The sequence below is a fragment of the Pedobacter steynii genome (assembly GCF_900103665.1).
In the GTDB taxonomy this organism is placed as follows: domain Bacteria; phylum Bacteroidota; class Bacteroidia; order Sphingobacteriales; family Sphingobacteriaceae; genus Pedobacter; species Pedobacter steynii.
The window spans coordinates 188,725-212,510 of sequence record NZ_FNGY01000013.1 but is presented as its reverse complement, the minus strand read 5'-3'; the positions used below and the strand labels follow the sequence as shown (position 1 = coordinate 212,510).

8 protein-coding genes are annotated in these 23,786 nt (G+C 45.6%); 1 reads left to right on the top strand and 7 read right to left on the bottom strand.

What is annotated here, in order from left to right:
• Positions 1-2 precede the first annotated feature (2 nt).
• The 4 genes from BLQ87_RS33615 to BLQ87_RS28860 all read right to left on the bottom strand — a co-directional run bounded on the left by BLQ87_RS33615 (position 3) and on the right by BLQ87_RS28860 (position 19,709).
• Positions 3-17,357, bottom strand: a complete 17,355-nt coding sequence (locus BLQ87_RS33615) for a T9SS type B sorting domain-containing protein (protein WP_074612369.1) — start codon at positions 17,355-17,357, stop codon at positions 3-5.
• Between the two features lie 510 nt (positions 17,358-17,867).
• Positions 17,868-18,116 (bottom strand): DUF1456 family protein, encoded by a 249-nt coding sequence (locus BLQ87_RS28870; protein ID WP_074612368.1) that lies wholly within the window; start codon positions 18,114-18,116, stop codon positions 17,868-17,870.
• A gap of 50 nt (positions 18,117-18,166) precedes the next feature.
• Entirely contained in the window at positions 18,167-19,474 is a 1,308-nt protein-coding gene (locus BLQ87_RS28865) for a DEAD/DEAH box helicase (RefSeq protein WP_074612367.1), read from the bottom strand.
• A 16-nt stretch (positions 19,475-19,490) separates the two neighbouring features.
• Positions 19,491-19,709, bottom strand: coding sequence for a hypothetical protein (locus BLQ87_RS28860; protein WP_074612366.1), 219 nt, complete (start codon positions 19,707-19,709; stop codon positions 19,491-19,493).
• Positions 19,710-19,972: 263 nt separating this feature from the next.
• Between BLQ87_RS28860 and BLQ87_RS28855 the strand changes: the two genes are divergently transcribed.
• On the top strand, positions 19,973-20,446 hold the full coding sequence (locus tag BLQ87_RS28855) for a ribonuclease H-like YkuK family protein (protein WP_074612365.1): 474 nt from the start codon (positions 19,973-19,975) through the stop codon (positions 20,444-20,446).
• On the opposite strand, the gene BLQ87_RS28850 is transcribed toward BLQ87_RS28855, so the two are convergent.
• From BLQ87_RS28850 to BLQ87_RS28840, 3 genes are all read right to left on the bottom strand, one after another.
• Positions 20,447-21,031: a DUF4468 domain-containing protein gene (locus BLQ87_RS28850; protein WP_074612364.1), complete on the bottom strand. Its 585-nt coding sequence runs from the start codon at positions 21,029-21,031 to the stop codon at positions 20,447-20,449.
• Between the two features lie 85 nt (positions 21,032-21,116).
• On the bottom strand, positions 21,117-22,142 hold the full coding sequence (locus BLQ87_RS28845) for an outer membrane beta-barrel protein (RefSeq protein WP_074612363.1): 1,026 nt from the start codon (positions 22,140-22,142) through the stop codon (positions 21,117-21,119).
• A gap of 72 nt (positions 22,143-22,214) precedes the next feature.
• Positions 22,215-23,597, bottom strand: coding sequence for an ammonium transporter (locus BLQ87_RS28840; protein ID WP_074612362.1), 1,383 nt, complete (start codon positions 23,595-23,597; stop codon positions 22,215-22,217).
• Positions 23,598-23,786 lie beyond the last annotated feature (189 nt).

Genomic DNA, 23,786 nt, shown 5'->3' with positions numbered 1-23,786 from the left:
TATTACCTTTTTATAAACATCCATCCTTTAAACGCCGTTGTACTTCCCGATTTCTCTTTCCTGAGGATCAGGTAATAATAAGTCCCTTCATTCAGCTGGCTACCATCCCAATCGTTCTGGTAATTGGCAGAACGGTAAACTTCATTACCCCATCTGTTGAAGATCGTCACCTGAGTTCCAGGGTAGTTTTCCAGTCCCTTGATTTTGAAGGTATCATTGCTGCCATCCCCATTTGGAGTGATGATATTAGGAATAATAAAGTCTGCATTGTCTACTGTTGTAGAAACGGTATTACTGCTAACTTCCACCGTACCTGCTCCCGAGAATGCCCTGGCCGTATTGTCTATCCTTCCGGTAAATGATTTGGAAATGTTACCGGTAATCGTCAGGATCACTTTATTTCCCGCACCTGCTGGAAGGTCAGCTGTGACGCTTACATTACTGCTGCTTCCGGTTCCTCCGGATATGATTTTCGCGGTTCCGGTAATCGCAGTTGTCCATTTTACATTCTGGATATCACTGCTGATCAAATCGGCGATCACCATATTATCTGCGTTGCTGAAAGAAGTATTGCTCACCTCAACCACATAAGTAATTAACTCACCTGATTTCAACTGCGCAGGGCCGGTTTTAGTGATGGCAAACGCCGGTGTTTTGCTGACTTCCGTCGTCACCGGAGGGGTAACCACTGGAGGAATGCCTGGTTCAGCAGGTGTACCTGTTGCTATATTACTCAGCTGACCGGTATAGCCAGGATCAACCGTACCTGTAATCGTGATGACCACTTTATTTGCTGCACCAGCGGCAATGTCTCCTTTTACAACCACTGCATTTCCTGATCCTGTAGCACCCGAGGTTACCGCAGCTGTTCCTGAAACTGCGGTTGTCCAGCTCACATTTTTGATTTGTGAAGGCACATTATCGGTGATCACCAGGTCTTTTGCATTGCTAAATCCGGTGTTCCCTGCCGTGATTACATAAGTAATCGGCGCACCTGCACTGATCTTGTCAGGACCTGTTTTAACAATGGTAATTCCTGGTTTCAGCGTAGTCTCAGTTTCTACCGGTGGCGTCACCACTGGTGGATTTCCTGGTTCTATTGGCGTAACCGTTGCCGTATTACTTAATTTACCTGCAAAAGAGGCATCAACCGTTCCGGTAATGTCTATCGTAATGACATCATTCGATCCCGATGGGACGGTTGCCGTTACACTCAGGTTATTTCCTGATCCGGTTTGTCCGCTGGAGATGGTCGCATTTCCAGCAGCTACAGCCGTCCAGGTTACTCCTGTTAATTTAACAGGGATGGCATCGGTGATGACCGCATTCTGTGCCGTACCAGGCCCGATATTGTTGACTTTAATCTGGTATTTCATCACCTGGCCTGCCGCAATTGTTGCCGGACCGGTTTTACTGATTTTTAAACCAGAGATATTGGTCACTGTAGTACTCACTTCCGAATTGATCACTGGTTTAGCAGGATCTGCCGGGGTAAGTGCCGCTTTATTGAGGATGACTCCTGCAAAAGTTGGATTTACCTTACCGGTGATCGTCACGAGGATACTACCGTTCGCTGGCAGATCTACAGTCAGGTCTACGTTATTCACTGCACCATTTGCACCGGAGCTAATGGTTGCGCCATTGGCAACTGTGCTGGTCCAGGTAACACCAGTTACCTGGGCCGGAACAACATCTTTAACTTTGACACCCATGGCGTCTGATGGTCCGGTATTGCTAACACTCAGCGTATAGCTGATTGTCTCTCCTGATTTTAGCGTAGCAGGGCCACTTTTAACCAGGCTTAAACTCGCATTGTTGACAATAGCTGTAGTCACCGTGTTGGAAGGGACTGCAGGATTTCCTGGTTCAACCGGAGTTGCTGTAGCGGTATTGCTGATGCTTCCGTTTGCAGCGTTCGCAGGAATCAATCCTGTAATATTTACCGTTACTGCACCAGTTCCGGCAGGAAGGTCAACTTTAAGGGCAACTGCATTTCCGGTACCTGTTGCACCCGACCTGATCACCGCGCCAGAATTGACCGTTGCCGTCCAGCTAACGCCGGTTAACAGTGCAGGAACCGCATCGGCGATATCCACATTCATTGCATTCCCAGGACCTGCATTGCTGATGGCAAGGGTATAATTGACGGTTTTACCCGCTTCAATACTTGTTGGTCCCGATTTCACAATGCGCACACTTGATTTATTGCTTACTGTGGTCGTCACATCTGCTGAGGTTACCGGAGGATTACCTGGTTCTGACGGGCTAACTGTTGCGTTATTTAACAGCTGGCCACTAAATCCTGGATCTATTGTTCCGTTAACTGTGATGTTGATTTCGTTGGCTGCACCTGCAGGAATATTTGCAGAAACAGCAACTGTATTTCCATTTCCGGCAGCTCCTGAATTGATCGTCGCAGTACCTGCTGCAGTCGCAGTCCAGCTAACAGCAGTCACCCCTGCCGGTACCACATCTTTAATCTGTGCCTGGTTGGCATTACTTGGCCCGCTGTTTTTCACTTTTATCGTATACGTAATCGCAGAGCCCGAAACTCCGCTTGGAGGTCCTGATTTGCTGATGCTCAATCCGGATACAGAACTGATCTGCGTATTTACCTGACTGGTATTGTTGGTCATGTTAAAATCGGCAACACCATTTGGCGGGGTTACACTGGCCACATTGCTGATATTGCCCGAAGGTGTATTGGCATTGACCACGCCATTCACATTGATCAGAATATAGTTGGCCGCACCTACCGGAACATTCGCCTGTGTCAATATCGCATTTGACGAGCCGGTTGTCGTACCGGTCAGTGTTGCTGCTCCAAAGGCCTGAGCTGTCCAGTTGGTCTGTCCGATTTCCACAGGCACATTGTCAGCAATGGTCAGTCCTGCAACAGCTATCGGACCCAGGTTACTCACCTTGATCGTGTAAGCAATACCAGCTCCTGAATTCACCGCCTGAGGTCCTGTTTTTTCTATTTTAAGATCGGTAGACTGATTTACGGCAGTCACCACTGAACTGGTTCTCACCCCATTCGCTGTAACGGTCACGGTGTTTGTAAACGTAGCGCTAGCGCTTGTTTTTACCGTTCCTGTCACATTAATCGTGATCGCTGTATTTGGATTGCCATCTGCCGGGATATCAGCTTTGGTCAGGATATTATTACCCGTACCGGAAAGCGCTCCGGTAATCGTTGCACCACCCGTTTGGGTCACTGTCCAGCTGCTTACCGCTACGTCATTTGGTACCGGATCAGAAATATCAGCATTGGTAATGTTACCAGCTCCACCATTTCTTACCACAATCGTATAATTGATTGGATCGCCGATATTGACCGTTGAAGGTCCGCCTTTTGATACCCGAAGTACCGGATCGTTGTTAATTATGGTCGGTACGGTACTGGTATTAGAGCTCAGATCAGGATCTGTAACCAGACTTCCCACAGGGAAGAAAGCCGTTGCTGTATTTGTAAACGTCGCTTTATCCGGATTGCTTGCTTTTACTTTTGCGCTGATACTGATATTGATGACACCTGTTCCGGCAGGGATACTACCTGTGATGTCCAGATCACCCGTTCCGTTGGCTGCACTCAGCGTTGCACCACCGGTCAGCGTTGCTGTCCAGGTTGCTCCCGCTTCGAGGTTACCAGGGATCGCATCTTTAATCATTACACCTGTTGCATCACTTGGCCCATCGTTTACAATGCGAAGGTTATAGGTCATCATTTCGCCTACTGCAATATCGGCAGGCCCTGATTTCGTGATCCTCACATTCGCTACCCTTGTAATTGCAGTGGTTACGGTGCTTGTTGCAGGTGTAGGGTCTGTAATTCCGGCTCCAGGTGTTGCGGTAGCCGTATTCACCAGACTTGTGCCTGTGTATGCTGCATCAACAGTTCCGGTTAGCAGGATCTGTACCTCAGCATTCCCTGCAGGAATCGATGCATTTACATTGATATTACCTGTACCGGTACTTGCTCCTGCAATAACGGCACCGTTCAACGCAGTAGCTGTCCAGTTTACATTGCTTACTCCCACAGGAATAACATCTGCAATATTTACAGTCCCTGCATTACTTGGGCCTGCATTTTTCACATTAATGGTATAACTGATGGCCGAACCTGCAACCAATGTCGAAGGTCCTGTTTTCTGAATCTGCAGGTCTGCAGTTTTAACCACATTGGTGACCACCTCATCGGAGGTTACCGGAGGATTACCAGGTTCAGACGGAGTCGCTGTAAAACTGTTTTTCAATGTTGTACCAGTATAACCAGGGTCTACTGTTCCTTTGATGAATACCGTCACGGAATTCCCGGCACCCGCAGGGATATTCACCCTCGGATTTATGGTGGTACCGCTACCGGTTCCATTTGCCACAATGCTGGCAGTACCCGACATGCCGGTTGTCCAGCTCACATTGAGGATTCCCGCAGGGATCGCATCGTTGATGGCCAGATTCGCCGCATCGGCAGGGCCATCATTAAATACTTCTAAGGTATAACTGATGCCTTCTCCGGCAGCAATAGCTGTCGGCGCAGACTTCACTGCCCTGATGTTTAATTTATGATCTATTGTAGTGGTTATGGTATTTGAAGGTACCACAGGGATACCTGGTTCTGAAGGTGTTGCAGTGGCCGTATTCGTCAGCACTCCCGCAGGTGCTGATCCCGGAACCTTTCCTGTAATGGTGATCAGGATACGGTTACCCGGGCCGGCATTAATGTCTCCTTTTACAGAAACGGCATTGCCTGAGCCCGTAGCACCACTGATGATCGTTGCCGATCCCTCAACAGTTGCAGCCCAGTTTACATCGGTTAATCCAGCTGGAACAGGGTCGGTGACCGATAAATTCCGTGCATCCGATGGTCCGTTATTTCCTGCGATTAACGTATAAGTTACCGTCTGACCTGCGGAGATCTGTGACGGCCCGCTTTTTACCAGGCTCACTGAAGGTTCCTGTTTTAAAGTCGTTGTTACCGAAGAACTCACCGGCACTGTACCTGGCTCTGCAGGCGTTACAGTTGCTTTATTCACCAGATCTGCCGTTGCAGATGGACTTACCTTTCCTTTCACTGTGATCAGAATCGTATTCGCTGCACCCGCAGGAACATTCACATTGACAGAAAGGTTATTGCCATTTCCTGCCGCACCACTCAGCACACTTACCGCTCCGTTTACAGTCGCAATCCAACTGACGCCGGTGATGTTTACAGGGATCTGATCAATCACCGAAGCGTTATCTGCATTTGCTGTTCCGGTATTGCTGACATTAATGGTATACGTAATGTCCTGACCGGCAGAAATCGTGGCAGGTCCGTTTTTAGCAATCGCTAAAACAGGTGTTTTACTTACCACTGCCGTACTGGTTGCTTCCACCGGAACAATACCAGGTTCTGATGGACTCGCGATTGCTTTGTTGGTTAAGTTTCCATTAAATGAAGGATCAATAGTTCCTTTAACCGTAATCACAATCGTATTGGCTATACCGGCAGGAATGTTACCGTTTAACTGAATGACATTTCCTGTTCCGCTTGCCCCGCTGTTTACAACGGCTGCTCCCGTGATGTTCGACGTCCAGCTGACATTACTTAGCTGAGTAGGAATACCATCTGAAATTAAAAGGTTCTGTGCATTACTTAATCCTGTATTTCCCGCTGTAATCGTATAGGTAATTTCCGATCCTGCAACCGCAGTGGAAGGCCCGTCTTTACGAAGGATAATTCCTGGTTTAGATCCTACCTCTGTTTCCACAGGAGGAGTCACCACATTCGGAATATTGATCCCAGGGACTGAGGCAGTGGCCACGTTATTGATCTTCCCTGAAAATCCTGGATTAACCGTTCCTTTTACCGTAATCGTAATTTTATTATTTGAATTTCCGGCAGGTAAATCTCCGGTTACACGAACCTGATTTCCTGAACCTGATGCTCCTGTAATTACTGTTGCATCATTAGACCTGACTGCAGTCCAGCTCACATTGATCAGTTCTGCAGGAACGTCATCTACAATAGCAGTACCTGATGCATTACTCAAACCATTGTTCACAACGACGATCGTATAGATCACCTCTCCTCCCGCTATGGCAGTCGACTGTCCGGTTTTGGTTACCACAATTACCGGTTCCTTATTTACATTAGTCTCCACCGGAGGACTAACCACTGGAGGATTACCAGGTTCTGATGGTGTTCCGGTAACAGTATTGATGATCTTACCTGCAAAATCAGGACTTATTTTTCCGTTAACTGTGATGCTGATCTTATTACCGGCACCTGCAGGGATGTTACCATTCAGCAGGACATTTCCTGATCCTGTGGCTGCGCCATTGATCGTACTACTTCCCGAAGTGCTGGCTGTCCAGCTGGCTCCGAAAATTGCCGGATCAAGTACATCTGAGATGGCAAGATTTTTAGCATCACTCAGGCCGGTATTACTTACTTCGATCACATAGCTGATCGTTCCACCGGCGACTGCTGTAGCAGGGCCGGTTTTATTGACCACAATTACCGGCGACTGTGTCACTGTCGTGGTCACAGGAGGTGTAATCACTGGCGGATTACCTGGCTCGGCAGGTGTAGCTGTAGCCGTATTGCTTAATGTTCCGGCAAAAGCAGGATCTACCGTTCCATTCACCGTAATTGCAATCTTATTATTCGCTCCTGCAGGGATATTGCCATTCAGACTGATGGCATTACCTGAACCCTGATTCAGTCCGTTAATTGAACTGTTACCAGAAATAGCAGCAGTCCAGCTTACATTTTTAATGTTTGCAGGCACTGCATCAGTAATTACCAGGTTAGTGGCATCACTCAGTCCGGTATTATTGGCTTCAATGGTGTAGCTGATCGCTCCACCAGCAGTGGCTGTAGCGGGACCGGTTTTACTCAGTACAATCACAGGACGCTGAACAACCACCGTTTCTACTGGTGGGGTAACCACTGGCGGATTGTCCGGATCAGCAGGTGTCACCGTCGCAATATTGCTGATTGTTCCTGCATAAGACGCAGCAACTTTAGCGCTCACATTAATCGTGATTTCATGTTGTTGCCCTGCCGGAATATTTGCTTTTACACTTAAAGCATTACCTGTTCCGACTGCACCTTCCGTGATCATCGATCCGCCGGTTACTTCCGTTGTCCAGCTAACTTCTTCCAGTTGAACCGGAATCGCATCTGTAATCAGGGCTGCAATTGCAGTACTTGGACCTGCATTAGAAACCTTGATCTGATAAGTCATCAGCTGACCGGCTACGGCATTTGCTGCCCCGGTTTTAGTAATCTGTAATTTCGTTAATTTTTTAACTGTTGTGGTAGCCACCGCATTAATTGGTGTCTCTCCGGCTTCAGTCGGTGTTAATGTCGCAGTATTGGTTAGTGTACCTGCAAACAATGGATCTACTGTACCTTTTACGTTAACCAGAAGCGTTCCGTTTGCAGGAATATCTGCAATTAAATCAAGGTTATTTCCTGTTCCGGTACTACCGCTGCTGATCACTGTACCCCCGGCCACTGTGCTCGTCCAGGATACCACCTTGATATCCGCAGGAACCACATCTGTAAGCCTTGCTGCCGTTGCATTCGAAGGACCTGTATTCTTAATCGCCAGCGTATAGGTAATCGCCTCTCCTGCGTTTAAAGTTGCAGGGCCGGACTTGGTTAAACTCAGGTTTACATTTTTAACAATCGCTGTAGTCACCTGATTGGAAGTCACCGGTGGATTACCCGGTTCTGCCGGGGTCACTACTGCTGAATTCAACAGGTTACCCACTGCACTGTTTGCCGGAACATCGCCGATGATGGTAATCGTTAATTTGCCAGTACCGGCAAGGAGATTAGCCGTTACCGAAACTGAGTTATTATTCGTTCCCGTTGCTCCGGCAGTAACTGTAACCCCTGGAGTTGTCGCTGTTGTCCAGCGAACATTGGTTAAGCCCGCAGGAACCTGGTCAGTGATGACCGAAGCAACCGCGTTACTAGGTCCCGCATTGTTCACATCAATACTGTATTGTACCGTTCCTCCCGCGTCAACGATTGAAGGTCCGGATTTTACAATCGTTAAGCTTGATTTGTTCAGTACATTGGTGGTTACATTTTCTGATGTTACCGGTGTATTACCAGCTTCTGCAGGTGTAGCTACCGCATTATTGATCAGTTGTCCGGCAAATCCCGGATCAATGGTTCCTTTTATAGTGATGGTCACCTCATTTCCTGCACCTGCAGGGATATCAACCATAAGGCTGACATTGTTATTGTTCGTTCCCGTTGCCCCAGCTGTAATGTTTGCGGTTCCGGTTTTAGCAGAAGTCCAGCTTACATTTTTAACGTTTGCAGGCACCACATCTGTAATCGCAGTCTGAACTACATTACTAGGCCCTGCATTGGCAACAATCACGGTATATGTAATTTCAGCACCTGATACCGCATCGGAAGGCCCCATCTTGCGAACAGACAATCCTGATTTTGAAATGATCTCAGTGATTACTGAACTGCTGTTGTTTGCCATGTTAAAATCCGACTTACCCGCAGGTAAAGTGGCCGTCACGGTATTGGTGATATTTTTACCGGCTGTTGCGGCATCTACTGTTCCTTTAACATCGATCAGGATGTAGTTACCAGTTCCCGCTTCTATATTTGCCGTAGTGGCGATATTGCCAGTTGTTCCCTGCGTTGCACCGGTAAGTGAAGCATTGCCAAAAATGGTACTTGTCCAGCTCACATTCTTAATATCTGCAGGAATATTGTCGGCAATTGCAAGCCCGGTAATGTTAACCGGTCCGTCATTTCCGATCTTCAGCTGATAAGTAATCGCCGATCCTGCAATCACAGATTGAGGCCCGCTTTTCTCTACATAGATATCGGTAGACTGATTTACCGCCGTAACCACCGCACTTCTTTCTTCTCCGTTTGCAACCACCACAACCTCGTTGGTAAACATGGCATCAGCAGTTGTTTTTACGGTACCTGTGATTCTGATCAGGATCAGGGCAGGTATCGTACCGGAAACAGTAGCCGGAATATCTCCTGTGGTGACAATCGAATTCCCTGTTCCGGATAACATATTGGCAGAACCCGCAACGGTAGCACCATTCGAAGGTGTAACCGTCCAATTCGTTACATCAACAGAATTCGGAACGATATCCGTGATAGATGCGTTGGTAATGTTACTGAGTCCTCCGTTTTTAATCTGGATGGTATAATCTATTCTATCGCCAATATTAATGGTAGAAGGGCCGCTTTTAGAAACCAATAAATCCGTTTGCTGTACTACTTTCGTAGGAACCGTACTTGTATTGGAAGAAAGATCCGGATCGGTAACCGGGCTTCCGGGAGGGAAATTCGCAGTTGCAGTATTGTTAAACGTAGTCTGAGGAGCTGCAGGATCCAATGTCCCTGTAATCACCACATTTACTTCTCCTGTTCCCGCGGGAATATCTGCTGTAAAGTTTACGTTTCCTGCTCCGTTCATCGTACTTACAGCGGCTCCGTTAAGGCCGGTAGCTGTCCAGGTCGCATCCTTTACCAGGGCATTAAGGGCATCTAAAACGACCACGCCTGGTGCATTACTTGGACCATCATTAAGAATTCTGAGGGTATAAACAATCGCATCACCCGCAACAACGTTTGCCGGACCGGTTTTGATGATCCTTACATTGGCCACACGGCTAACGGTAGTCGTTACCGTGCTTGTTGCCGGTGTAGGATCGGTAATCCCTGGCCCCGGTGTTGCAGTTGCTGTATTCACCAATGAGGTTCCCGTAAAGCTGGCCGCAACAGTTCCGGAGATACTGATCGTCACTGTGGATCCTGTAGCAAGCGTTGCCGGAATAGCAATCGCATTCCCTGATCCTGAAGCCGCACCATTGATATCAGCTCCGTTTTGTACAGATGCCGTCCAGGTTACGCCAGTAATTCCTGCCGGCACTGCATCCGCAATACTTACATTGGTTGCTCTTGATGGCCCCGCGTTGGTTACTGTAATGGTATAATTGATTGCACGACCTGCAATTATTGTTGCCGGGCCGGTTTTTTGAATCTGCAGGTCTGCTTTTCTGCTGATTAATGTGGTGGTGGTATTAGAAGTCACCGCTGGATTACCTGGCTCTGAAGGCGTTACCTGGAAGACATTCACCAGTTCAGTACCTGTAAATGAAGGATCTACTTTACCAGTTACCGTAACCAGGATCACATTACCCGTACCTGCAGGAATGTTGGCATTTAAGCTTAACGCAGCCCCGCTTCCGGTTCCTCCGGAAATTACTGAAGCTGTTCCTGTTGCACTGGTAGTCCAGCTGATATTCAGAATACCTGCAGGCAACTGATCTGTGATTGCCAGATTTAAGGCATCACTTGGCCCGCTGTTTTTCACTTCTAAAGTATAGGTAATGTTCTCTCCGGCAGAAAGTGCAGCCGTTGCAGATTTTACTGCCGAGATATTGACCTTTTTATTGATTGTCGTAGTAATCGTATTTGAATTCACAGGAGCTATACCAGGTTCTGAAGGTGTAGCTGTGGCAGTATTCGCGAATGACGTCGCTGTAGTGGCAGAAGGCACCTGTCCGCTGATCGTAATCAGGATCCGGTTCCCTGCTCCCGCAGCAATATTTCCTTTCACCAGAACATTATTGTTATTCGTTCCGCCGGCACCTGCCGTTACACTTGCTGTTCCCTCAGCCACTGCAGTCCAGCTGACATTGGTTAGCGGAGCAGGAGCGATATCACTGATGCTTAAATTGGTCGCATCAGATGGACCACTATTGCCGGCAATTACGGTATAAGTAACGGTTTGTCCCGCCGAAATTTGAGAAGGACCAGATTTAGTTAAGGTGATACCAGGAGTGGATTGCAAGGTTGTAGTCACAGTAGAACTGGCAGGCGTAGTACCTGCTTCAGCCGGGGTTACCGTACCGGTATTGCTTAGCGTTCCTGTGGCTGATGCGCTAACCGTTCCCTGAATATTGACCTTAACCACATTAGCTGTACCTGCCGGAATATTGGCATTTACGGTAATGTTGTTTCCAGTACCCGTGGCCGTACCTACAATGGCTGCTCCGGCTTCAGGAGTTGCAGTCCAGGTTACATTTGAAATTCCGGCCGGAACCACATCAGTAATCACGGCATTGTCCGCATTCGCTGTTCCTGTATTGTTAACCGTTAACGTATAGTTGATTTGCTGGCCTGCAGAAATCGTTGCAGGTCCTGTTTTCTGAATGCTTAATGTAGGTATTTTGCTGACAGTGGCCGTGCTTGTTGCTGTTTTAGCAACCGTTCCAGGTTCTGCAGGTGTTGCAGTTACCGTATTGGTAATGTTTCCGTTAAATCCAGGGGATACCGTTCCATTTACGGTGATGGTAATTGTATTGCCACTTCCCGCAGGCAAGTCTCCGGTAATGCTGATCGCATTGCCTGTTCCATTTGGTGTTCCGTTAACCACTGCTGTTCCGCTAACGACTGCTGACCAGGTTACTCCTGTAATTGAGGCAGGCACCTGATCGGCAATTACCAATGCTTTGGCATCTGAACTGCTGAAGTTATTCACAGTGATGGTATAGCTGATATTTTGACCTGAAATTCGTGTTGCAGGACCGGTTTTAGTAATACTTACTTCTGGAATACGGCTCGCAGTGGCGGTCGTTGTAGAGGTTACCGGGGTAGTTCCAGCCTCCGATGGAGTAGCCGTAGCCGTATTGGCGATGCTTCCGCTAAAGGCCGGATCAACCGTTCCTCTAATCGTTAAAGTCACCTTATTTGCTGCACCGGCCGGAATATCGGCGGAAACAGCAAGATTATTACCGGAGCCTGTTGCCCCCGTATTGACCAATGCCGAACCGGATACTGCTGAAGCCCAGCTTACTCCTTTAATACTGGCAGGAATCACATCTGTTATCGCAACAGCAACAGCATTCGAAGTTCCTGTATTGGAAACCGTCACTGTATAAGTAATCTGCTGACCAGCAGTAATCGTTACCGGGCCTGCTTTTACAATAGTTAATATTGGTTTTCTGCTGATCTGAGTTGTACTCGTAGCCGATTTAGGCGTTGTGCCTGGTTCTGCCGGTGTCGCTGTGGCTGTATTTGACAATGACCCGTTAAATGATGCGGCAAGTGTTCCTGTTACCGTAACCGTGATTTTATTCGCTGCTCCTGCAGGAAGGTTTCCGGTAATGCTGATTGCATTTTCTGTTCCGGTTCCTGTACCGATCAATCCTGCCGAACCTGCAGTACTTGCCGTCCAGCTTACATTTCCAATTTCTGCGGGAACCGCATCGGAAATCACCAATGCTTTCGCATCGGCAACACTGGTATTGGTTACTTCGATCGTATAGCTGATATTTTGTCCGGCATTTAATGTTGCTGGTCCTGTTTTGGTAATGGTCAATACCGGAGTCCGGCTCACCTGTGTGGTTACGGTAGAACTTGAAGAAGGGCTCCCCACTTCCGATGGATCTGCAGTACCAGTATTGCTGATACTACCACTAAAGGAAGGATTAACAGTTCCGTTGATCGTTACCAGAATTGCATTTGCAGCACCTGTCGGAATATTACCGTTCAGACTCACTGAATTTCCTGTTCCGGTACCGGTACCGATAAGTGTTGCCGTTCCCTGAACCGTTGAACTCCAGGTCACACCTGTAATTTCTGCAGGAACAATATCAGTAATGGATGCATTCATCGCATCGCTCAATCCGTTATTGGTAATTTTTAAAGTATAAGAAATGGCAGTTCCGGCTTGTGCGGTGGAAGGTCCGTTTTTCAACATCACCAATCCCGATTGATTGGAAATCGTAGTTACCACGGTATTCGAGTTCACCGAAGGTACCGGTTCTGTCGGGATGGCTATTGCCATATTACTAAAGTTCCCTGTTGCAGAAGGCAATACCGTTCCTGTAACATCGATGACAATGGTATTTCCTGCACCTGCAGGGATACTTCCTGTAAAGTTGATATTGTTACCCGTATTCGATGCATTACCCACGAAGCTCGCTGTACCTGTTTTGCTAACCACCCAGGTCACATTACCGATCTTAGCTGGAACAGCATCTCTAATCGTGGCACCGATCGCATCACCGGTCCCAGTATTGCTAACGACAATTTTATAAACAATTACATCTCCGGCAATTACATTGGAAGGACCGTTTTTCGTTGCCGATAACTCCGGTAACCTGCTCACCGTAGTCGTCGCTGTGGAGGTAGGTGAAAGACTACCTGGCTCTGTTGCCGTTACTGAGGCCGTATTCGCACTGTTTCCACTGAAAGCCGGACTGATGGTTCCGTTTATAGTCAACACCACCTTATTACCCGTACCAGCCGGAATATTTGCTACTGTTTGCAGATTATTACCGCTTCCGGCACCTCCGGAAGTGATGGTTGCATTCCCGGTAACAGAAGAGGTCCAGGTTATGCCCTGAATTTCTGCCGGAATCACATCTTTAATATTTGCAGCAATGGCATTACTTGGCCCGGTATTCCCCACAGTTATCGTATAGGAAATTGCCGTACCGGCATCTGCAGTTGCAGGCGCAGTTTTCAGAATCGTCAGGCCCGACTTCGCACTAAGCACGGTATTTACCGGTGTTGAAGTTGTTGGGGTCACACCCGCTTCTGCAGGTGTTGTTGTAGCACTATTTGTAATTGTACCGGTGGCGTTTGAATTTATCGTACCGGAAACTGAGATCTGTATGGTACTGTTTACGTTAAAGTTGGCATTCAGACTAAGGGTATTCCCGCTTCCGCTTGCACCTGAATTGATTACAGCGGTACCTCCTGTCACAGCAGAGGTCCAGCTGACATTGCTGATGCTGGCAGGAATGGCATCCGTAATCACCGTATTCAAACTGTTTGAAGGCCCTGTGTTTTTAACCGTGATGACATAGGCTATCGGATCTCCGGCATTCGCCGTAGCGGGACCGGTTTTGGTCACGGTAAATACCGGTTGTTTGGTCACCGCAGTAGTCACTTGCGAACTCACAGGTGTACTACCGCTTTCTTTAGGCGTTGCCGTGGCCACATTGGTGATGTTTCCGGCAAAAGCAGGGTTAATCGTTCCGGTCACTGTAATGGTGACTTTGTTGGCAGCTCCTGCAGCGATATTGGCCGTTACACTGACACTGGAACTGCTACCTGTACTTCCTGCAGTAATGGTTGCTGTACCTGCGATCTGGGTTGTCCAGCTCACATTGGTTAAATTCGCAGGAACCGGATCTGTAACGACAATTCCGGTTGCATTACTTGGCCCGTTATTGCTTACTTCAATCTGGTAGCTGATTACATTTCCTGCAATAGCCGTTGAAGGCCCTGTTTTCACAATGACCACCCCAGAGGTGCTGGTCACATTTGAACTTACAGTAGAACTGCTTCCTGTTCCATTTGGCTCGGCAGGTGTTGCCGTTCCTGTATTGCTAATTGTTCCTGTTGCTGCAGGATTTACCGTTCCGGTGATGGTCACCGTTACCGTATTTCCTGTTCCCGCAGGGATATTCGCTTTTAGGTTTACCGTATTTCCATTACCTGTTGCTCCCGTAGTTACGGCTGCAGTTCCGGCAACGGAACTGGTCCAGCTTACATTTGTTAAGGTGGCCGGTACCGCATCACTAATGTCGGCATTCACCGCATTACTTGTTCCGGTGTTGGTAACCGTTAAGGTATAAGTAGCCGTATTACCCGCGGTGACATTAGCAGCACCAAGTTTGGTGATCGCCAGCACAGGTTTAGCCTGAACAACATTGATATCTGTAGCAGTATTATTTCCCGGTACAGGGTCTGTAATTCCTGCTGGTGCAGTTACAGTGACGGTATTCGTCAATGAGCTGGTTACAGCAGCACCTACGGTACCAACAATGGTTAAAGTTGTACTTTGTCCACTGGCAAGGGTAAGCCCTGTCCAATTCCCGCTGGCACTGGTATAGCTGCCATTGGCTGCGGTGAAACTTGTAGCTGTAAAACCAGCAGGAAGGACATCCACCACCTTCACAATATCGGCAATCAATAAACTACTTGGCCCGTTATTTTTAAGGGTAACGGTATAAGTCAAAGTAGTGCCCGCCGCTACTGGATTTGGTGTTGAAATCTTTGTGACTTCAAAATCAATCACCCGATTCACATTGGTAACTACCGTTGCGGTATTGTTTCCCGGAACAAGATCAGTGATTCCCGGAGGATTGGTTACCGTTACCGTATTTGTCAAAGCACTGGTTACGTTTCCGGCTACTGTACCGGCTATGGTTAAAGTAGTACTTTGTCCGGTAGTCAGTGTCAGCCCGGTCCAATCGCCTGTACTGCTGGTATAAGTACCCTGCGCAGGCGTAAAGGTTGTAGCAGTAAATCCAGCAGGCAAGTTATCTATCACTTTAATCACATCTGCAGCGAGCATGGCGCTTGGTCCGTTGTTGGTCAATGTAATGGTATAAGTGAGCGCCTGCCCCGCATTAACTGTAGTTGGATTTGAAGTTTTGAGGAGTCCTAAATCATAGGTCCGCTCGATCATTACACTATAATCTTCCACTTCTCCATCAGTCATCGCCCCTCCCGTTGTCGCGGTAGATATCGCATCTGTAGTTAGCCTCAAACGGGCATAAGTTAGGCCAGCAATAAGGTTGGATACCCCCGTCCAGTTCAGGACAACTGAAGTGGCATTATTAGGAACGCTGACCAAAACTCCCTCTGAAGCCTCGAAAGTACCATTTTTATTAAAATCTACCCAGCCTACCATTCTTGCAGCTACCCCAGTGGTATTGCTAACCGGAACAGTCATACTGTAACTGGTTGCACCTTCTCTGAGCGCTGGTAATGTCGTAAAAGCATCTTCATCCAGACCATCGCCGTTTGTGCCGTTCGCATTTGCTCCGGCAGCCACTGGCTGCCCATCCAATTCTCCATCTGTAGTCGCCCCAATCCGGAGTCTGCTATCCAGTGCATGCCTGGGTCCGTCGTTAACCAGTCTCGTTCCATAACTATTTGGCGCATCGCCAAAATCAAGCGGTAAAATTTGTAAAGTATAATCCTCGACCTCCCCGTTACTGATCACAGATCCTGGGGTTCCGGTGGTTAGCACCGCCGCGATGGTATTCGAAATTCTGAAACGGGCGTAAGTTTGCCCTGCGACCAGTCCTGATAAACCTGTCCAGGTTAGCGTAGCTGTTGTGGCGCCATTTGCCACACTGACCTGTTGTCCTTCAGAAGCTTCAAAAGTTCCGTTTCGGTTAAAATCTATCCAGCCCACCAGGTTAACCGGAAGGCCCGTCGTGTTTCCTACCGCAGCAGTTACACTATAAGTTGTTGCATTTACCCTTAGCCTTGGAAAACTTGCGATTCCATCCTCATCATTTTCTCCGTTAAGGTTGTCAGCATCTGCATTTGTTCCCAAAGCTGTAAAAACCGCCGGGTCGAAATCTCCTGATATGGCGCCTAACCTTGGGGTTGCCGGTTTGGTTACTGTTCCAGGGGTAATTTGCTCCGGAGTTGAAAGAGATACCGTATTATTAATACCGGGTGTAGGATTTCCTCCACCAGTAATCGTAGGTGTAAGTGTATGAATTGGAGAACCATAGCTCAATGGCGCATCCGATGCCTCCGTATAGGTCATCAATCCCAGGGCCATCCCGGTAAGTCCGTCAGCCTGAACAGAGCAATTAATGGTTAAAGGGCTCAAAAGACTCGTCGAAGCCTTATCCGTATACAAAAGAGCGGCATTTTGGTTACAGTTTAACCGAACGGTTTTATCCGAATTACTAAACGTCATCGATCTGGACAAAGTGGTACTGGTAATAATTCTTTCCAGCAATTTCCAATTGGTCCCGTCGGTAGTACCTTGCGTAAACTCAGTAGGCGAATCATCCTCGCCATTTCCAAAAACCAAACCAATATCTGCCGGACTTGTCCCCGTAGTAGCATAAGCACGGATGCGAAAAGTTGCATCTGCGCCGTCCGGTACTGTTGTGATCGAATTTACCAACGTATTACTGGTACCTGTACCTCCGATATTATACAAACGGTCAAGGCGGTCACCCTGCCATCCTCCGGAACGATAAGGCCTCAACCTTGCCCCTGCTCCGCCAGAAGAAAAAGCAACGTTATCAACAATAGCCGTAATGACTGTACCGTTTACAGTAAACGTAAAGGTTTTACTTTGTCCTGCGGCAAGATCTAATCCTGTAAAATTCAACCAATAGATGTTGTTTTTATACAATCCAGTTCCTCCTGTGGCCTGAACCTGAGCAGAAACTGTACTGGAAAATGAAAACATAAAGAACAGGGCAAACAGGACAGAAAACACCTGCATTTGCTTTTTAGCAAATGAGCTTATTGCATCATATAAAGAAATAACTGAATTCAGGAATTGCTTTGAGTAGAAGTTTTTTTTCATAGGATACAATTAGAGGTTGAGGAACTGAGAAAGGGCCATGGATCGGGTATTGACCAGAGGGCAAACCGGGAAAATGTTCTCAAAAAAAGAAGATAGAAATGTTCTGGCAGCAGAATGTGCTGAGAGAGGAATAGATGTACTCATATTAGGTAGATATGGTATATAATAAATAAAGGTATTCAGCGTTATCCGCGATAACTCCTTCATTGCCTTTACAATCCACGTTCCACCTTTTCGGAACACCCACCCGCCAGTTTAAGGCAAAAGTATCCTCATCGTATTGTCAATATACAAATTTATGGGCATTTTATTTCCCATTATTACTTACGTAATCAAATTAGAAAAAGTTTTCAATAATTTTTTATCGTAAATACATTAAGTTAATTATCAGCAAATTATAGCCACATAGGTCAATTTAACATCGATATGCCGTATTTTAAATTTTCACCATAAAAAAACAGGCAAGAAAATAAATTATTTTCTTGCCTGTTTTTAGGAAATAAAAAAGTCTTATACTCCCGGTTCAGCGGCAGGCTTAGGTTCCCTTGGCCCTCTTTTATAGATCACCAATCCGTTTAAAAAATTTCTCAGGATCTGGTCGCCGCAAGGTTTAAAATTCGGATGGTCATCGCTCCTGAAAAAGGAACCAAGCTCACTTTTAGTGATCTTAAAGTTCACCAGTTCCATAATTTTTATAATGTCATCATTAGTCAATTCCAGCGCTACGCGCAATTTCTTAAAAATATCGTTATTGCTCATTTTTTTGAACTTTATGTATTAAATTCAGATCAGTATTTAATTTCAGCGATTTACATCGCGATTTCAATTTTAACCTTTTTATTTTTGATCTTTTCATTGCTTAAAGCACCAAGCACGCGACCTACCATGTTCCGCTTTATTGCGACATAAGAAGCCTGGTCTTTCACCTCAATCAAACCTACATCTTCTTTTTGCAAGCCTCCCTTTTTCAACAACAAACCGACGATATCAATCTTATTGACTTTATCCTTTTTACCTGCTGCAATGTACAAAGTCTGCCATTGGCTATCCTTAGGTAAAGCGAAATTTCCCTTTAGATTTTCTATTTCAATATCTCCTTTAAGGAAAGGATATTTCTCTTCATCAGCAATGACCAGATAAGCAGTTCCTTTTGCATTCATACGGGCAGTACGTCCGTTACGGTGCAGAAAAGCATCCTCAGTATAAGGTAATTGGTAATGAATGATGTATTCCACTTCAGGGATATCCAAACCACGTGAAGCAAGATCCGTAGTAATCAGTATCCTGATACTCCCATTCCTGAACTTCAGCAATGCACGTTCCCGTTCGTCCTGCTCCATACCACCATGAAAAATATCGTGTGCCAGGTCTTTATCGATCAACAGGTCACTGATTCTGTCTACCGTTTCCCGGTGATTACAGAAAATCAGGGTTGTTTTATTGCCAATCTTACAGATCAATTGAAACAGGGTATCCAGTTTATCTTCCGCTGTGGTGAATACTTTTTTAAGTTTCAGATCCGGTGCGACCTTCACATCCTTCAAAAAGTCGATCTCCACTGCTTTTTTTACCCCGGTAAATGCAGGAATCTCTTCCATAGCTGTAGCCGAAGTCAGGATTCTCTGTTTTAAAGAAAGTAATTTAGAAATGATATAGGACATATCTTCCTGGAAACCAAATTCCAGTGCTTTATCAAACTCATCCAGTACTAAAGTATGGATTGGTGATTCATCAAAATTCTCATGACGCAAATGATAAGCTATTCTTCCGGGTGTACCGATCAGCACGGCCGGCGGTTGCTCAAAGTTATTTCGTTCTGTTCTCACAGGGTGGCCTCCATAACAGCAGTTCACCTTAAAACCAGTTCCCATCTGTTTGAATACCTGTTCAATCTGCAAGGCAAGCTCACGCGAAGGAACAAGGATCAGGGCCTGAACACCCTTAACATCTGCATTGAGGTTCTTCAACAGCGGAAATAAAAAACCTAAAGTTTTTCCGGATCCTGTAGGTGCCAATAATACGACATCACTCCCCTTTCCGGTCGCTACAAGCGATGCCTGCTGCATCTCGTTCAAAGAAGTAATTTTTAATTTCTCCAGTATCTTTTCTACCATAATGGCACAAAGATAAGGCTTAAAATTTCAAATACTTCTTCCTCAAGTGTTTCATCGAGCTATTTAATTTCACATCCAGGCTCATCAGCATGCTTCCACGCTTAGAAATCCAGCTGCTCATTTTATGGTTCACCTTCTTTATAGGCATATAAACCTGCTCATCCAGCACCTCCCGGTAATCGTAAGGAGCCCTGCTTTGTTGCAATAAATAAAACTCGTTTAATAATTCGCTCTTCATAATGCTTATATTTAGGTTAACAAACTGATCCTTATATTATTGAACGGAAATCCGAAAAGAATTAGTATAACAAACAAAATCAGAAAAAGGTTTAGCACTCAAAAAAGGTCTTTTTGTGTAAACTCAGGACTACAGACACGCAATCTGTTGAAAATTAAGGATTTGTTAGCAATTAAACAATAAATAATTAACCGCTTTTTAATTTAATCAACTTATTTTTAGGAAACCTGAATACGGGTTGTTCACCATAACACCAATAACGTATGAACTGGAAGAAATTTAGCGGCGAGGTGATCCACTCGTCAATTTTAGAAGAAGTAGAACAAGCCATCATCAGGGAAACTGAAAAAGGGTTCCACCTCAAGGTCTGTATCGGTACAGACTCACAGGTAAAAGGTCCTGTAACTGATTTTGCCACCGTTATCGTTTTATTAAGAGAGCACCACGGCGGCTTCATGTACATTCATCAGGAAAAAACCCTTCAGAAGATGAGCATTAAGGAAAGAATGCTGGTAGAAGTACAGAAATCCATTGAGACCGCCTATTCTGTTTGCGATTTGCTGGATCTGTACGATGTAGACCTGGAAGTACATGCCGACATTAACACCAATCCGATGTTTAAATCTAACAAAGCTTTAAACGAGGCAATGGGTTATATCTTAAGCATGGGCTTTATCTTTAAAGCAAAACCTGAAGCTTTTGCCAGTTCTACCTGCGCAGATAAAATGGTACATTAACTACCATTTTTGATTTTTTGTATCGACAGAAGGAACAGCTTTAGCTGTAGGGGGATTTATTGCCTGCTCCGACATCCCTTTCTTAAAACGTGCTGCAAAAAGCCTTGCCTCCCTGGCTGTCGCTTTTGAATAGGCAGTCCATTCCCCGGCATTTAATTTCCCCGGCTTATTTTCCAGGGGAATCCCCACGGTTGTTTCCGGGACAAAATTACCATAACGATCTCTTTGATACGAAATAAAGCTAAAATCAGTCAGCCAAAAGCGATACTTACCCTCTTTAAAATCCAGATACAAATGGTAGCCTACTTCTCCTGAAGGGCGACTAAGCACAAAGGCTGTTTTATTGATCACCACCTTCCCTCTGGCCATCCAAAGCGTATCCTGAGGAACTGTTTTCAACTTCAATTCCTTTGAGCTACTGAAAAATTTTGTAGCACGCTCCATCAGCATTGCAGCAGGAACATCTTTCTGTGCTACCACTTCATAATAAATAAACTTTCCTCTTTCATCAAAAGGCAATTCCGCATCCTGTGCAAATCCGGCAACAGCACACAACAATAAAGCGACAAACAATCCTCTTTTCATAACAACATCTTTAATGAAGGAAAGCTGCCTGACGGGGTATCAAAATACACCTTCAGACAGCTCCTTCTTTATGAATTAACAGAGACTAAAAAGCATATACAACAGCCAATGCAAACTGAGATGCATTTTTTGAAGGGTTAAGGTTCTTTTTCTTAAACATATCCGAGGAAGAACCATTGTCAAACCTCACCTCCGGAATGAAAGTCAGGCCACCGGCTTTCACATTTCCGGAAAGGGTTACCGCAGCTACATGTTCATCAGATTCTTCTGCCACACCTTTCCAATTAAAATACTCACCTCTCAGTCCCAATGAGAAAGCAGAAGTAAAGGCGTTCTGAACATAAAGCGCCGCTCCACTATAACCGCCACCATCATTAGTAACGGAGTAATCCGCAGCATTTAAGCCCAGTTTCACCTTTTCGGTTACCTGATAGGAAGTTGTCAGGTCGAGTACCGTTCCAGTCCCAACCGCTCCGGCAGATTTTCCGGACAATACATTCAGATAAGCAGTCCAGCCTTCTACAGGGCTTACCGTAAGCTGCGCACCGATATGGGACACACCATTCAAATCTTTGTACACATTCCAATCATTAAACAAACCTACCATCAGGCTCACCTTATTGGAAAAGGCATAAGCACCTTTAATCCCGGCATTCTGAAAAGGCCCGTTTGTAAACAGATAAGAAGTAGAATAATTGAAATTTCCTGTTGGGGCAATCACTTCGTAACCGATAAAAGTCCCCATATATCCTGCAGTCATGGTAAACTTATCTGTAAAAGCATAGGAAGCATACAGATTTTGAATATGAAAAGAATTACCGTCGGTACCGTCTCCATTTAATAATGATCCATATTGTCCCCGTGGTCCAAAAGACAGTTCTCCCACAAATGAAGCCTTACCAGTTGTTTTCTTTAAAGCCAGATCAATCATCCCAAGGGAGATGGAATTCTGGTCGTTCGCAAAACTGGTTCCGATATTAGGCACTTTGGCAAAGTCATATTTATAATATGTATCTACAGAACCGGAGATCTGCAAAGGAGCGGCTTCCTGAGCATAAGAGAAAGAGGCAACAGATAAGGAGGCAGCGGTAAATATTGATTTTAATTTCATAATCTTGTTAGTTTGGTTGGTTTAGGTTGTGACTGGATTCAAATAAATGTGATCATAGGTATTCTCAGCATTTTAAGTGGTCGGCTCGTGCTCTATTTCCATTCCGGTAGCAGCAACGATCAAAGTACCCTGGAAATATTTTTCATTATGCTGACTGGCATCAAGACCTTCCTCTTCTTCTTCAGAAGTTACACGAATCGGCTGGATCACATTGATAAACTTGAAGATTAGAAACGAAACCACGAAGCTGAAAGCAACTACGATCAATACCCCTTTTAGCTGCGTAAAGAAGAATGCCGGATTGCCATAGAACAGACCATCCACACCTGCAGCATTCACTGTTTTAGTTGCAAATACTCCGGTAAGCAACATCCCTACAATACCGCCTACACCATGACAAGGGAACACATCTAAAGTATCATCTAAACTGGTTTTAGATTTCCAAACTACCGCAAGATTAGAAATCACTGCTGCAGCCGCTCCAATGAATATACTGGAAGGAATGCTCACGAAACCAGCACCTGGCGTTATTGCTACAAGACCTACTACTGCACCGATACAAAAACCAAGTACTGAAGGTTTCTTACCACGGGCAACATCAAAAAACATCCAGGATAAACCCGCAGCACCAGCAGCAATATTAGTCGTTGCAAAAGCGGATACCGCCAAACTGTTAGCCCCCAATGCAGAACCTGCATTAAACCCAAACCATCCGAACCACAATAAACCTGTACCGATTAATACGTAAGGAATGTTGGCAGGAGGAATTTCCTGATGGTCCTGATGACTTCTTCTTCTTTTCAACACCAATGCACCAGCTAAGGCAGCCATACCAGCAGAAATGTGTACAACCGTACCTCCGGCAAAATCAAGCACTCCCATTTTAAACAGAATGCCCTCCGGATGCCAGGTCCAGTGCGCCAACGGCGAATACACCAGCAAAGCAAACAACACAATAAATAAGATATAGGAAGTAAAACGGATACGTTCCGCAACAGCACCAACAACCAAACCCGGCGTAATGATGGCAAACATCAATTGAAATAACGCAAATAAGGTTAATGGAATGGTTGGCGCCAGACTCCATGCAGGACCTGAGTTTACCCCATGAAAGAACAAGAAAGTTAATGGATTTCCAATAAGTCCGTGAATGCTTTCACCGAAAGCAAGACTAAAACTCACTGTTACCCATAAAACGCTGATCACTCCGGCAGCTACCACGCTTTTAATCATGGTGGAGATCACATTTTTGCGATGAACCATGCCTCCGTAGAAAAAAGCAAGCCCTGGAGTCATCAAAAATACAAATGCAGTGGCGACAAGGATAAATGCAATGTCAGATGCATTGTATTTCCCTTCATCAAAGTTCGGAAGAAGGGGTGTAAATAGGGCTAAAATTGCAATTATTGATAAAACTACAAAAGGACCCACCTGTTTTAATAAAATTTTGGCCATAATTATTAGATTTCACTAGTTTATAATTGATTCTCGTTGATTATTTATATAAAATTAGCAAATAAATCTATTTTCATCAAATAAAAACACAACAAAATCACAAAATCATTATATTAATACCAATAAAACAACATTATAAATGAAAAACACAAAACAAAACACATGCATTTTATGAAAAAATCACAAAAC